Origin of the sequence: Wolbachia endosymbiont (group A) of Lasioglossum morio, from assembly GCF_947250585.1 — a bacterium.
GTDB lineage: Bacteria > Pseudomonadota > Alphaproteobacteria > Rickettsiales > Anaplasmataceae > Wolbachia > Wolbachia pipientis.
Genome location: NZ_OX366327.1, coordinates 919152 through 935468, shown reverse-complemented (window position 1 = coordinate 935468; position 16317 = coordinate 919152). Strand labels below are relative to the sequence as shown.

Below are 16317 nucleotides of genomic sequence, written 5' to 3'. Positions count from 1 at the left end.
CAATAGGCTTCTTGACCTTACCCAGAAAAAGTGGAGAGAAAGAAAGGAGTTTTTTCGGGTAAAATAAAATTTTGGAGGATTAGAAATGGCAAGAGAATATACGGCAGAATTCAAATTGGAAGCTGTTAAGCTGGCAAATGAACAAAGAAAGGTAGGTCAACCAGTTGCAAAAGTAGCAAGAGATCTAGGAATAAGGGATAGTGTATTAGGAAAATGGATGAAGAAATATAACGAAAAAAAGTCAGCGGCAAATGCATTTCCAGATGTAGCACCTTATGACAAAGAGAGATTTGATTTACAGAAAGAGTTAGCAAAAGTAACAAGAGAAAGAGACATTTTAAAAAAAGCCCTGGCCAGTCAAAAAGAGTAAAATATTTTTTCATAAAAGAGCATAGTAAACACTATAAAGTGCAGGAATTATGTAGGGTTTTCTGCTAGTGGCTACTATAAGTGGACTACAAGGAAAATAAGCAGTAGAGAATCAGCAAATAAAGAGTTATTAGCAGATATTCAAAAAATATATAAGCTTCTAAATGTAGATATGGAGCTCCTAAAATTCATGCTGAATTAAAGGCTTTGGGTAAAAGTTGCAACTTAAAAACAGTGCAAAGTATTATGCAGAAAAATGGTATTCAGGCTATATTGAGAAGAAAATTTAAAATTAAGAAACAACAAACGGACAGTAGCTCCCAATATATTAGACCAAAACCTTATTGTCGATCAACCAAATATAGCCTTTCTTATAATAGTCCGAATGCGATAAGATATGTGTTTATGGCTATAGCAGGCCAGTAGCATATTACGGTCTGTTCGGATTATTGTAAAAAGAGCTATAAAGTATGGGATTACTTATATAAAAACCAAAGAAGGATGGCTATATTTGGCAACAATAATCGATCTATATTCACGCATGGTAGTTAATGAGCAGTTCAATAAATAAACAATTGGTTATGGACTCTTTATTAATGGCCGTTAACAAGCGTAAACCTGCCAAAAATCTACTATTACATAGTGATCAAGGTTCACAATATACTTCGCAAGGTTATCAATATCTCTTATCCATAAAAAACATAGATGAGTCATAAAGGTTGTTGTTACGACAATTCTGTTGTGGAAAGCTTCTTCAGTTCTCTAAAAAGGGAGTTACCAATAGACACCTCTCGGCACTCTAAACAGCATATCAAAACTGCTATATTTGAATATATAGAAATTTTTTATAACAAACAACGTCACTATTAACTATTGCATTCCTGAGCATTTTGATTCATCATTCTCTTTGTGAAAAACATTCCAAACTTTCTCTCCACTTTTTCTGGGTAAGGTCAATACCTTTAAGCCCAACACCAAGCTCGAGAAAGTAGAAAGTGTGGAGCAGCCTATTCAGTCTTCTTTGAATCTAACATGAAAGGCTATGCTCAAAAAACTATAAGCGTCCAAGTAATTTTTTAAATAAGATAACTCCTTTAGAATATCTCTTAAGCTATTAACTTAACATCACCATAGGATTTAAAACATTCCCCAAAAAATGTTAAAGCTATTTTAGTAAAATACTCAAAACTTGACCCTAAGCAACTTTGAGTTCATGCTCCTGGTACTCTTGCTTTACCTTCCTGCATAATCGCTTTTGGAGGAAATATATTACTGGATGAAGAACTCACTATATCACCACACTTTAAACCTTTTACCGCTGCTTTGACTCCTTCTGAGACTTTTTTAGATAGACTAATTGTTTCAAAAGATTGACAAAGTTTTCCAGACCTTTCAAAATATCCCTGTTTAATAGCATCGTAGACCCAATATCCACCAAGCGAGCAATTCTCACCTAATTCTTCTTTACAATTTTTGAACTTTTCCAGTATTTCCTTTTTGTTACTAACTTCTACTATTATTTTATCTTGCTTGTCAGGGTACAAATTAACTTCTAATTCTCCTAAACTAGTAGAGAAAGTTAACACTATATTACTATTGTCTGCAAGATTAGTGTAATGCCTTATGCCATTTTCCGTTATAATTTCTACCTCACTTTTACCGATCTTTACTATATCTCTTCCGTATTCTATTTTTCCTTGAGTTAACCCTAAGCTCCTTGCCCCATCTGTTATCTTTGCGACATCTATTATGCTATCCTCTGAATACTCTAAGTAGAAAGTAGAGTTGTCCATTTTTGCATCTTTTAACTTACCATTAGTTGCACCTCTAACAACTTCCATAAACTTGAGAGTAAGATTTGCACAACTTCCATGAGCTTTTATCATATTAGTTTCATGATCTTCAAATTCTAATTCCAGTGTATTGAGCACATACATACTATCTACAACATACCACACCGCTCCTTTTGATACTAATTTACATATTATATCACTAGCAACCTTGGAGTTCTTTTCTAATTCACTAATCTCTTTTATTCTTTTCATCACACAATCCATAAAGTTATACTTATCTTCATACATCTTTCCATATAGCTTTCCTTGATGAGGAAAATTAAACCTTATTCCAGACTTTATAGCTTCGTTTACAACTTGTTCTAATTGATTCATGTCTTGCGCTTTACCTACTTCATCTAAAAACACTTCTAACTTTGCCTGCTGGTCTAGTATTAAATTATCCCATAGAGTCCTAGATTTAAGCAGATGCTTTTCACTATCTAACCCTTTGAAATCTTTTATTCCTGCTGCCAGCAACAATCTTTCTGCTTCTTTACAACAAGTTTCATCACTATGAAAAACATCTCTGATATATTGAAAGATTCGTAACTTCCCTTTATTGTTATGAAGGCTTAAAACTCTCTTTAAGTCTTGAGTACCCTTGCGTTCATTCAAAAACTTTTCTAATACAGTAAGACCTTTACTTAGAGAAGAAGGGTTATCTTTGTCAACACCACCAAGAATACAGTCTAATTCTTGCTGCAACCTTTTGTGATCCTCAGTTAAAAGATAACCTTCAGCATAGTAGTTACAATTATCAATTGCTATGTCTAGTGGGGTCTTTCCTTGTTTATCACATATATCAGATCTAGCTCCACTATCCAGAAGTGAAGAGATGAGATCATTGTAATCAGTGCTTGCAATACAATGTAAGGGTGTTTTTCCTTCATTATCCTGCTCATTAAGATTAGTTCCTTTTTCCATAAGAGAAGCTATACTATTAGGTCCAGTAGCATAATGCAAGGGTGTCTTTCCTCTATCATCCTTTACATTAGGGTTAGCTCCTGCCTCCAAAAGTAAAGCTACAGAATCGTCATATTCTTTTTCTACCCCAGCTATACTTGATATTATGTGTAATACTGTTAATTTAGATTCTCCTCTTCTAAGATTAAGGACTTTTTCTAGATCTTGATTATCTCCATTGTCTTGTAAAAAATTTCTAAGTCTCACAATATAACCATGTTCATTATAATCACCTTCATCACTAAAAGACAGGTATGCTTGGAGGATACTGAATAATTCTTTATTTAATTCTCTTTGACTTGGTGTTAGACCAGATATGCCAGCAAGCCGTATATGCATTAAGCTATTGAATATATCTCCTCCAACAATATCAACTAAAGAATGATCATCACGACATAGCAATGAGTATTTAAGTGATTCATATTCATCATCCCTTTGCTCTTTTCGAAACTGTTTTAAATTATCACTTTTGGTTAGTTTTTCTAAGTACTTTAGGATTCTATTTTTATTTCCCAATAAAAAATCTACTCCCTTTTCCATTAAAGCACATACTGCTTCTTTATGACCATTTTCGGCAGCAAGAAATAATGGCGTCAACCCCTTTTTATCTATTATATTAATTTCTGCACCTTTTTCTAATAGAGCATCCATTGTCTTTATATGACCATTTTTAGCAGCCATATGCAATGGAGTACGCTTCATTCTATCCACTTCATTAACCTTTGCATCTGCGTTTATTAAGATTTTTACTACCTCTGCGTGACCTTCTTCGGCAGCTAAGTGTAACGGAGTCACCCTGTCTAGATCTACTGCATTGACCTTTGCATCTGCGTTTATTAAGATTTTTACTACCTCTGCATGACCTCCTTCGGCAGCTAAGTGTAACGGAGTCATCCTATCTAGATCTACTGCATTGACCTTTGCACCTATTTCCAATAGAGTCTTCACTGCCTTTATATAACCATTTCCAGCAGCGATATGCAATAGAGTACATCTCTCTGCGCAATTGTTTATCCAATAATTCACATTAAAATTAAAATTTTTCCACTCTTTATACGTGGTTGGATCTATTGCTTTTAACTTCTCTTTTATTTTTTCAATTATGTTATCCCTATTTAAATCATTGTCAGAATTTATTGCACTTAATATTTCTAACCACTTATAATGTATCATATTTCTACCCTATGCTATTGAATTGTTTATATTTAGCTCTTACCACTACACCTAGCAGCACTTGTCTCACAACCACATTTTTTTAGCTCTTCCATATTTAATTTGTTACTAAACACAATTAGTTATACAAAAACCCATCTACTGTCAAGATGTATCAGTGGATGTTGCCTACTTACGTTGGACTCGCTTAGCCTATTACTAGGCTTTAATGCTACATCTTATCAGTGATACCTTCAGTCCGACTTAATTTTGAAATGGATGTTATAAGTAACTCAATATTATCTTCTTGCACTTTATCCAGTTTAGTTCTTTTAGCAGCCTGTGAAGGAACATTACTGTTTGCATCAGAAGCAACACGCTTTTTATTAAGAAACTCAACTACACCTGGATGACTATACTCATCAACGATATCTGAAGGAGTTTTTTTGTTAACATCCACTGCATCAACGTCAGCTCCATTTTCTATAAGATATTTAGCTATATCTGAGTAGCCACATTCAACAGCAAGGTGTAAAGGGGTACTTTCATCATCATTCTGTGCATCAATGTAAACCTCTTTTTCGCCTGTAAGATCCTCTACAAAATATCTAACTATACCTAAGTTGTTACGTTCAACAGCAGAGTGTAAAGGAGTATAACCCCAATCATCCCTCACATTAACGTTAACTCCTTTACTCACAAGATATTCAACTACCTCTAAATTGCCACCTTCAGCAGCAAAATGTAAAAGAGTGCAACCACAACCTGATCTTATATTAACGTCAACCTTTGTTTGATTTATAAAGTATTTAACTAGGTCAGAGTGACCATTTTGGGCAGCAATGTGCAAAGGAGTGCAGCCATTATTATCCTGTGCATCAACGTTAGCTTCTTTATCTACAAGATATTTAACTATATCTAAGTAACCACGTTCAGCAGCAAAGTGTAAAGCAGTGCAGCTTGAGCTGCTCTTTGCATCAACGTTAGCTTTTTTTTCATCTACAAGATATTTAACTGTCTCTAATTTACCAAGGCAGACAACTGCATACAGAAATGTCTCTTCTACACCTATATCCTCCTGAGAATCTAACATGGCGGAAGCGTATTCTGTGTCCAATTTACTGTCAAGCCACTCTTCATATACATCTTCTGAATCTTTACCTTGTTGTTCTAACTCTTCTTTTATTCTGTTCATTATATGTTCCTTATTTATAGCACTTATTAATGATTCCAGTAACTGACCAAAGTTCATAATTTCACCTCATCTTAAAGATTCATATCTTAATTATTACATGACTGATGTCAAAATCAAGAATTTTATATACCATCTCCAGAATTATAAGTGATTGTTTCAGTTTGTTGTAGGCATAAGGCAGCAACGTATTTGCAATTCTTCTTAGCTAACCAAGGGAAGCTTGACTTGAAATAATATAGGGACGGTATTAATCAATAAAAGTTGATTCCGCTCTCAGCACCCAAGTAGACCTTTCTTGTGTTAGCTATAGTCTCTGTAGACAAAAACAGTTATATCTACACTGTATGGTTTTTGATATTTCTTAGTAAACTTTTCTATCCACTATAAGTAGGTTGGCGAACAAATGTTTTTTCGTTTATACTGATTTCATTTAGTTCATTGCCAGGCTTCGATACTACATATGTAATACTACCAGCAACAGTTCCAACTGCCAACGCAGCAGCTACAGCTATGCCAGCCATAACTAACATTGATAACCCAACATTCGCAGCAAAACATCCAATAGCCACTGTCAACATGGTTATTATGCCTACAGAGAAGCCAATTTTTACCGCTTTATTAGCGATATGTTTGGCTTCCGCGTTTGATGTAGCTTGCACTATACCCTGTTTACTATTCTCAACAGCCATATATAAAGGAGCTTTGTCAGCATTATTCTTTGCATCAGCGGCAACCTTCTTTTCATTTAAATACTTAACTATATCTAAGCAACCATTTTCATTAGCAACATCTAAAGGAGTTTTATTATCATAATTCCTTGCATTAAGGTCAGCTCCATTTTCTACAAGATATTTAACAATATCTAAGTGCTTGTTTAAAACAGCATGGTGTAAAGGGGTATTACCAATCGAGTCTTGCACATTAAGAGCAGCTCCGTTTTTTACAAGATATTCAACTATGTTTAAGTGACCTCCTAGAACAGCAAAATAGAAAGCAGTGTAGATATAACTGTTTTTTGTCTCAACATCAGCTTTTTCTATAAAATATTTAACTATGTTTAGGTGACCCTTTAAAGCAGCATGGTGTAAAGGGGTAGTGCCACGATAGTTTGCCTCAGGAGTAGCTCCGTTTTTTATAAGATATTCAACTATGTTTAAGTAACCCTTAGTGGCAGCATGGTGTAAAGGGGTATTACCAATCGAGTCTTGCACATTAAGAGCAGCTCCGTTTTTTATAAGATATTCAACTATGTTTAAGTAACCCTTAGTGGCAGCATGGTGTAAAGGGGTATTACCAATCGAGTCTTGCACATTAAGAGCAGCTCCGTTTTTTACAAGATATTCAACTATGTTTAAGTGACCTCCTAGAACAGCAAAATAGAAAGCAGTGTAGATATAACTGTTTTTTGTCTCAACATCAGCTTTTTCTATAAAATATTTAACTATGTTTAGGTGACCATTTGAAGCAGCACAGTATAAAGTGATACTACCAATTAGATTAAGAGGAGCTCCGTTTTCTACAAGATATTCAACTATGTTCAAGTGACCCTTTGAAGCAGCAGCATATAAAGGAGTATCACGATCGTCTTGTAGATCAAGAGTAGCTCCGTTTTTTACAAGATATTTAACTATGTCTAAGTAACCACCTTTAGCAGCAGCATATAAGGGGGTAGTGCCACGATAGTTCTTCATATTCGGATTAGCTCCTTTTTCTATAAAATATTTAACTATGTTTAGGTGACCATTTGAAGCAGCAGCATATAAAGGAGTATCACCATCCTTGTCTTGTAGATCAAGAGTAGCTCCGTTTTTTACAAGATGTTTAACTATGTCTAAGTAACCCTTAAAGGCAGCAAAGTACAAAGGAGTAAAGCCGTGATTGTTCTTTGCATTAGGATCAGCATGATTTTTTATAAGATATTCAACTATACTGAAATTATTCTTGCGAACAGCACTGTGTAGGGGAGTATGATCATCCTTGTCTTGTAAATCAATAGCAACATTTTTTTTACCTACAAGATATTCAACTATTCTTAAGCGATCCATGGAAGCAGCTACATGCAGTAAAGTAGTCTTTACATCCATATCGGAAAATATTATGTCAAAATCTTGTTCTTTTAGCTGATTTTCTATTCTATCAATAACATTACTCTCATCTACACCATCTTGTATTATTGCACTTAATATCTCTTGCAACTCACTTAAATTCATAATTTTACCTTAGTTTAAAACACGCCTTTAATCATTATATGCCTGATACAAAAGTCAAGAATTTTATATGTCTTCCTGAAAATTACGAGCGATTGTTTTAGTTGCTCTGCTTGATCGGTAGAAGGAGCATATTTGTGCAATTCAATAGAAACATGCCTTTCTTCAGCATCACAAAATTTTTAATTATTGACTTTCCCCAAAAACGCAAAAAAGTAAGTATATTTGTGAGAATAATTTAAATAAAAGCGGCGTTGTGAAAATAAAAGCGTAAAATTGTTGCAACGAAGTTGGGCAAATTAGTTCGTACCTAAATGTGGCAAAAGTAGGCTAATATAGCTGGTTTTGCGATATAGTCAAACTATTATACAAGAAAGTTCAAACGGTACAAGTGGTGGGACGAGTATAATTTAAAACCTTAAAAACTATTTTTTAGCATCTGCAAGATCGATACCGTTTGTTTGATCAATTTCAACATTGCTAAGCGCTGTATTTGCTTCATACGAACAGTAACATCCTACTGCAAGAAAAGTTAATGCAGCTACAGCAAGTGAAATACACATTGCTAAATGAAACATTGTTAAACTTGCACCAACAGCAAATGCCACAGATAACAAAAAAGAAACAGAAGCATAGATTACTTGCTTTCTACTTTGAGCATTTACTGCTGAGAGTTTTTTGTTTTCATTACCCAGGCTGAGATCTTTTTCTTTGGCGAGCCGACTATTTTCTGATAAAAGTTGAATTTCTTTTTTAGTAAGACAATCAATACTTGCTTGTTTACTTAATGTCTCATGCTTTAGTTGTGAAACATTTTTCTTTGTACTATTCAGCTCTTTATTTTTACCTTCAAGTTGTTCCTGCAAACATTGGATTTGACTTTCCACCCTATTTTTGCTTTCAAGTTGTTCATGTAGATTTTTAACTTGACTCTCTAGTTCTTTACTTTTGGTTTCAGATTCCTGCAGCTTTGTCTTCAGGTCGTTATTTTCATTTTTGGGCTTTTTCAGCTTTAGCTCATTCTTTAGTTTGTTGTTTTCTTCAGTGAGCTGAGTTACTTCACCAGTTTTGTTAGTTAAGTCTCGCTTTGCACTACTCAGGTACCCTTCTAGCTGTTTTGCTTGCTTTAGATCTTTTTCTAATTGTGAAATATTTTTCTTTGCAACATCTAGCTCTTTCTTCCCCTCTACGAGTTGTTTTTTTGTTTCCTCAAGTTCTTGAGCAAGTTGAATTACTTCACTAGTGTTGCCAACCAATTCTTGCTTTACACTATCCCGCTCCTGTTCCAACTGAGTTTGTGTGCTCTTAAATGTTTGAATTTCTGCATTCAAGGCTTTATTTTTATCATCCAGCTCTTTTTTGCTGTTTTCAAGGTTAGCTTCTTTGCTCTCAAATTCCCTAGTTATTTTAGCCAATTCTTGCTTTGCACTCTCTTGCTCTCGTTCTAACTGAGCTTGTAATTGTGAAACCTTTTGATTTGCATCATCAATCTTTTGTTTTGCTTGTTCCAAATCTTCTTTTAATTTTAAAATATTTTCATTTGCATTATCCAGCCCTGTCTTGCTGTTTTCAAGGTTAACTTTTATGTTCTTATATTGCTCTTTAAGCTTACTGCTTTCTTCAGTAAATTTAGTTACTTGATTATTTAGCTTGCTAATCTTTTCCTCCTTCTCTGCAAGCTGAGCTCCTGTACTCTTAAGTTCTTTAGCTTTTGCATCCAAGTCTTGATTTAGCTTTTTCTTCTCCTGCGCAAACTGAGCTTGTGTATTTTTAAACTCTTCCAGCTTTTGGTTCGCATCATTCAGCTCTTGATCCTTGCTGTTAAGTTCCTCAGTTTTTTCATTCAAGCTTTGTTGTGTACTCTTTAGCGTTTCTTTTAGTTGACTCTTGTCTTGAGTCAATTGAGCTACTTTATCATTAAGCTTACAACGCTTTTGTTCTGCTTGTTTCAATTTTTCTTCTAATTTTGGGGCATATTCAATCGGTATTTCAGAAAGCTTAATATCTTTATTTTCTTCCCTGACTTCTTCAAAGAGTTTCTCATCATCTATATAGTTAGATAGACAATTTATGAAGTGGTAAATTGGACTACACACGTAAGCAAGATAATAATACTTAGATGCATTGCTGTCTGATTTAAAATTTTCCTGCTGTACTTTTTGAATAAGGTTATAATAGGTATCAATTTTATGGTAGTATGGCTCTAAATACTCTAGAGTTTTATCTGTTTCTAGTTTTAATGGTTTACCTACATGTTTATAATGCGCACCAGCATTACCGTGTGGCAGACATGGTACTAGGTCTGATTGACAAGCTACTCTAATAGTCTTCTTTCCAAGACACTCACTGTAAACTTCAGCAGCATCATTGTAGAAAACTCTTGGGGAGCCAAAAGTTGCAACATTAATGTCTTTGGCTTCTTCTGTTTTATCAAGACATAAAGCAGCTATAGTAGCAAGAGCACCTCCCATGCTATGACCTGTAACATTAATTTTTAAACTTTTGATTCCTTCTAATCCTTTGTCATTAGCATGCCCTTGTAATATCTTGTGTACGCTGGGCCAAGAGCGTTTGAATAAAGAGTAGAAACCAGAGTGGATATAATTATTTCCAGATAAAAATGATAACTTAGTCAAAGATGCACGAAGATCTTCCTTCAAATCATTCAAATCGCGAGTACCATGATAAGCTATAGTTACTTCCTCGTCTTTAATAAAAACATAACCAACATCTCGATTGTATGAATTGCTACCCGTCAAAGCATAGCCGACATTGTGTTGTTCTAATTTATAATCACTATCCGAGCAATATTTATCTTGAATGAGTTCATTGTCATAAAATTTTATTATTTGATAACCCGCTTCTTCAAATTGCCTTTTAGTTTTAAATCCCTTTTTCTCTAACTTTCTGTCCACATCACCATAGGCAATTTTACTGAGAGTACACATTTCTAGTAATTTTTCTTTATTAAATCCTGCAATTTGTCCTGTTATCAGATCGACAAGCTCAGAAGCATCATTTAACTCACCATTCTCAGAACACTCTACATCCTTCCATATGTTAATTAGATTAGAAACTTTTCGATTCAAAAGCTCATTAAAGTCAACACCTTGAGCTTCTAATGTGCCCCTAAATGGTTCTAGTTCTTTAATTATGCAATCTTTTATTTCATCATCACCAATATTTACAAGACTATCACCAATAGAATCCGTATTTTGATCATGAGCGATACTTGGCATATTTCTTACCTTACTGCAAGCTTAATTAACTTAGTATACCACTATGCAATTATTTAGTCAAATAAGTTATCAATTTAATAAGATTAACCATAAATCTTTTCGTCTTCAACGGTACAAGCAATATTTGTTCAGGAGCGTTTTTGGGAGGAATATTACAGTAACTAGCGTTAACAGCAATTCAATTATTTACTTTCTTCACAAAACACAAAAAAAGTACGTATATTTGTGAGAGTTTTTTACGTAAAAGGGGTGTTTCAAAAACAAAAACGTAAAATTATTACAACAAAGCTAAGCGAATTAGTTCGTATATAAATGTGGCAAAATAGGCTAATATAGCTGGTTTTGCGTTATAGTAAAATTACTATAAAGAAAAGTTCGAACGGTACACTTGGTAGTCCAATCCATCCCAAAACAAACTCTTCTCACGACCCTTGGTTTTGAATGCTGGAAATGGTTGTGTTATTTGAGTTAGTGGTAATTAATGTTAAAGAGTGAAAATTAGTTTATTTGGAAATAAAAGGAAAATTCATTGCAATTCTATATTTAAAATAGAATAAAGCTCTTTTTGCATCATGTATTAATAAAAAAATATATTTTTTTGCGTATCCTTTCGTTTTAATTAATATGAAGTGATATGACACCTAATGTAGAGTTTAAAGATAATCACGGCACATCAATATCAAATTTGGAAAATGTTAAAATTATAACCTTGAGTGATGAGAAAGGTAATAAGTATACTTTAGATGCAAGCAATGGTAGTCTGGAATTAAAATATAAACAAAATGGTCAAAATGAAATAAGCCATAAAGTAGAAGGTTTAGCGGCAGCTTTTAAAAGTCTACTTGATATGAAAAGTACTAACAATGATGAACATACAGTACTTGAAGAGAAGTTAGCAGAAAAGTCCATAGTGGAGGCGATATTTTATGCAAAAGATTTTGATAAGGGTGATAGAATCTCTAACTTGATACTAGATAGTACATTTCCTAGGCGAGATGTTCTGCCTGCTTACCTAAATAAAAAGGCTGATGTTGAAAATGTATATACTAAGGAAGAAGTAGATGAAGGATTAAATAAAAAGGTTGATGTTGAAAATGTATATACTAAGGAAGATACAGATAGAGGATTTATTTCTCGTGACAGTGACGGAATCAATAGATTAGCAAGTGAATTATTTTATAAACATGATCCCAATGCAACTTCAATTTTAGTTAATACATTAGGGAAGCTTCTTGATGAAAAATATGAAATATATGGTGATAATAAAACAGCAAAAGATTTTTTGGCAGAAAAGGGTAATTTTGCTAAAGCTGATGGCTCTAATATAAAAATTTTAGAATTCACGAAAAAAATACTTGATGCAACAGAGGATATAGGAGATGGGAAAAAGAAATCAATTTTAGTGGAGAAATTAGGCAGATTTCTTGATCAAACTGCTGATAACGAAAATGCTTATGATGGTAAGATAGCAAAAGCTTTTTTAGGAGACAAGGGGGTGCAGGGATCAAAAGGTGCAGATGGTCCTCAAGGTCCGGCAGGTAGAGATGGAAAAAGCCCATCAATTGAGGAAGTCGCTGTACAGCTACTTACTGATGAAAATAAAGATATATTGGGAAAAACAGTACTTGATATAACTGATAGCACTGGTCAAAATCTTGCTACTCATGTTGCTAATAAAATAAATCTTAATTCGCAGGATTTTATAAATAAAGCTGATCCAATAAAACTCGCTGAGTTGCTTTTTAATAAAAGTAACTTAGATCAACTTGCAGCCAAAAAGATTGCCGAAGATAAAGTTAGCTCGTATAAGATTTCTGAACTAGTATTTAACGATGCTAAGAATGCACTAGCAGAGAATTATCAGTGGGATCAAAAGAGCTTTATTGAAGATATAATAAAAAATGTCGGCACTTCTAGGTTAGCTGAGTTGTTATTTAATGCTGGCAGTATAGAGAAAGGTGAAGCAAAAAGAATTACTGAAGGGAAGGTTAGCCCTGAAAAATTAGCTGAATATTTGTTTAATGCAAGTGGCTTAGGCGATAATATAGATGAGTCGAAGACGTTAGTCAATAACGTAACTCAGCACCTTTTGAATACCAAGGTAGATGAAATAGGGAAAGCGGTTGTGAAGGATAATGAAAATAGAGAGATCTTAGCAGGTAGTCGTATTTTGCAGGAAGGAGTGGCAGAAAAATTAATTAGTAGCAACACAAATAAATTGGGACAAGCTATTCTGAATGTGAAAAACAAATTTGGTAATGACGCAAAACCTGTGCTGGAAACTCATCTTGCCAATAACAGCAGCTTTCAGGAAGCTGTGGCAGGAAATCAAGATTTAAGGACTGCAGTAACAGCTAATTTTGGGAGCAATAGAGATTTTTGCAATATTGTAACAAGAGATCTTAGTAGAGATGAAGAAAGTCTGTTAATTGATAGGCTGCCTTTTTATGAAATTCCAGATGATCCAAATGCTCCGCTTTCTTGGAATTAGTAATGTAATTTTTGCTAGACCAACCGATTCCAAGAAAAATTGTTCTCACGCTTGCTGGTTTTGGGTGCTGGAAATGGTTATATTGTTTAGGTTTTTAACAGTATATATTGCTAAATTAGTAGCAATATATTAAAGACTTTCATCAAAAATTATTCCATAAAAAATTTCTAAATAGGGGTTGATAAGTTTTAAAAATGGAGTATTGTACTGAGTAGGAAAATAGTTTTTTTTATATAGTTTATGAAAGATCAAACGAGCCTCACAACGGATTTTACGCATGCTATAGAAAATGACGACTTTAAACGGTTGGAGGAATATATTGATCAACATATTGATAAATATAATGTTAATCGTGAACTTTTAGATAAGTTGCCTTTGCTGTCCTGGGCTGCCTGTAAAAATAGTGTAAATGTAGCTCAACTTCTTCTTAGTATTGGTGCTGATATTGACATTAGATGTGACCAAAATTGGACACCTCTACACTATGCTGTTAGTGCAGGTCAATACGATATGGTTAGATTTCTTGTTGATCAAGGTGCCAGCATTTTAGCTAAGGATAATAATGTTAAGACACCTTTACGCATAGTAAATGAGCTTGGTAACACAGAAGTAGCAAACTTTTTGAGAGCAAAGCTAGATAAATATTTATTTTCTGCTATAGAAAGAAAAGATATTAGAAAGGTTAGTGATTTTCTTGATGGAGGTGCTAATATTGAGGCTAAAGGTATAAACAATCAAACGCCTTTGTGTGTAGCTTCTTGTAAGGGTAATTTGTATGTCCTTAAACTTCTTCTCAGTAGAAATGCTAAGGTTAACGTTCAAGATGATAGTAGAAAAACACCTTTACATTATGCTGCTAGGGAAGGTCATTCAGATGTAGCTGAACTTCTTCTTGGCCGTGGTACTATGATTGATGCTGAAGACTGTTTTGGTATGGCTCCTCTACACTATGCTGCTTACCACAATAGAAAAAATATGGTTAGCTTTCTTATAAAACAAGATGCCAAAATTGAGGCCGTGGATAAAGAAGCTAAAACACCTTTACATTATGCTGCTGGGAAAGGTCATTTAGATGTAGCTGAACTTCTTCTTGACCGTGGTGCTATAATTGATGCTGAAGACCGTTTTGGTATGACTCCTCTACACTATGCTGCTTGCTACAATAGAGAGGATGTGGTTAGCTTTCTTATAAGCCGAGATGCTAAAGTTGAGGCCATGGATGAAGAAGATAAAACACCTTTACATTATGCTGCTGGGGAAGGTCATTTAGATGCAGCTAAACTTCTTCTTGACCATGATTCTATAATTAATGCTAAAGACCGTTTGGGTATAGCTCCTCTACACTATGCTGCTTACTACAATAGAGAGGGTATGGTTAGCTTTCTTATAAGCCAAGGTGCTAAAGTTGAGGCCATGGATGAAAAAGCTAGAACACCTTTACATTATGCTGCTAGGGAAGGTCATTTAGATGTAGCTAAACTTCTTCTTGAATGTGATGCTATAATTGATGCTAAGGACTGTTATGATCGGGATCCTTTATATTATGCTGATTCGTATAATAAATTAGATGTAGTTAGACTGCTTGAAGGTAGGAATGGTGTGAACACTTGTAACCCTCTTACTAATTTTTTAAGTGCATGTATCCATTCCCCTATTGCTCGTTACTTCGGAAGTGTTTGCGTAGAAGGAGCGCCAATTTTATACAGAAGGCAACGTGCCTCTGCAATTGATCACAATGCTTTGGAAGGTAGTTTACGACTCTTCAGTATCTGTAAAGGAGGAAGAGAAGGTATAGATAAAACACGTTTCAATAAAGAGATTAGTTATCTACATGAAAATGCTTATTTGTATGATGTTTTACTGTTACAAGATGAGGAAAATCAAAACACACTTTTGCATGTGGTTATTAAAGAAAATCAGGTTGATCTTGTAAAAGAACTTTTGTGTATTCTTAAGGAGCCATATCGTTCGAATAAGGTGTATAAGTGCAAGTATTTTGAAGATAAGCAAGAAAATGAAAAGCCGCTTTCTAAAGTTATTAATTCTAAGGATAAAGACGGAAAAGATGCAATTACTCTGGCTATTGAAGGTAATGACCCAGAATGTATTTCGGCTCTTTTCAAGTATTTAACTTATGAAAATATTAACAGAAGGAAAGATGTTAAAAGCGATTACACACCTCTACATGAAGCTGTGCGTTCTAGAAGTAGTAACGCAATTAGTGCGCTTCTAAAATCAGAGCATGTAAACGTTGAGCTCATAGATGGAAGATCTTACAGAGCATGGAAATATGTTAATAATGAAGAAACAAAACAATTGTTTATTAGGTATTATAGTGATAAAATTAATGATTTGCGTAAAGAATTAGCACATTGCAATGAAAAATTAGCGCAAGTCGAGTATTTCCTGTGCAGAACAAAACTTGCTTTTGTATGCTCTGCAGCTTTTGGCTCTTGTCTTAATATGTATAAAAATTTTCATGATGCAAGAAGTGGAGATATGCCAGGTGTTACCATTCATCCTCTCTTGTTGTTATTTTCTAGTGCTACAGGTCTAATAGTGTTGTGTAATCATTTTATCGATTTAACACTTTCAAAGTATAAAGAAGAAAGTGTTAGCTTGCAAAAAAAATTGGACAGTTTTAGAGAAGCAAGAGATAAGTTGGAAAATAAATTACTTCATTTTCAAGAAGGTACATCTCAGGGTATTAGGACGAATTCAATTTCTACGCAACTATCTGATTATGATGACGTACCTGGAACATTAGAATCACCTACCTCTATAAAGAGCTTTGAAAGCTCAGCAAAGGTATCCGTTTATAACCTGCCTAAGGAATTTAAGTAGCCTAATTTAGTAAGTACATAGA

General features: G+C 34.2%; 6 protein-coding genes and 1 pseudogene. 3 read left to right on the top strand and 4 right to left on the bottom strand.

What is annotated here, in order from left to right; genetic code table 11:
• Positions 1–85: 85 nt before the first annotated feature.
• A pseudogene (locus OOK89_RS06660) lies at positions 86–1282 on the top strand (IS3 family transposase).
• 298 nt (positions 1283–1580) lie between these two features.
• On the opposite strand, the gene OOK89_RS04525 reads toward OOK89_RS06660, so the two are convergent.
• The 4 genes from OOK89_RS04525 to OOK89_RS04510 form a co-directional block, all read right to left on the bottom strand.
• Positions 1581–4340 carry an ankyrin repeat domain-containing protein gene (locus OOK89_RS04525; protein ID WP_264718834.1) on the bottom strand — a complete coding sequence of 920 codons (2760 nt, stop codon included), beginning with the start codon at positions 4338–4340 and terminating at the stop codon, positions 1581–1583.
• A gap of 211 nt (positions 4341–4551) precedes the next feature.
• Complete coding sequence (locus tag OOK89_RS04520) at positions 4552–5571, bottom strand: ankyrin repeat domain-containing protein (protein WP_264718833.1); 1020 nt, start codon at positions 5569–5571, stop codon at positions 4552–4554.
• A 317-nt stretch (positions 5572–5888) separates the two neighbouring features.
• On the bottom strand, positions 5889–7724 hold the full coding sequence (locus OOK89_RS04515; protein ID WP_264718832.1) for an ankyrin repeat domain-containing protein: 1836 nt from the start codon (positions 7722–7724) through the stop codon (positions 5889–5891).
• Positions 7725–8146: 422 nt separating this feature from the next.
• Entirely contained in the window at positions 8147–10960 is a 2814-nt protein-coding gene (locus OOK89_RS04510) for a lipase family protein (protein WP_264718831.1), read from the bottom strand.
• A 634-nt stretch (positions 10961–11594) separates the two neighbouring features.
• Here OOK89_RS04510 and OOK89_RS04505 point away from each other — a divergent pair.
• On the top strand, positions 11595–13451 hold the full coding sequence (locus tag OOK89_RS04505) for a hypothetical protein (RefSeq protein ID WP_264718830.1): 1857 nt from the start codon (positions 11595–11597) through the stop codon (positions 13449–13451).
• A 240-nt stretch (positions 13452–13691) separates the two neighbouring features.
• On the top strand, positions 13692–16295 hold the full coding sequence (locus OOK89_RS04500) for an ankyrin repeat domain-containing protein (protein WP_208571662.1): 2604 nt from the start codon (positions 13692–13694) through the stop codon (positions 16293–16295).
• Positions 16296–16317: the final 22 nt, after the last annotated feature.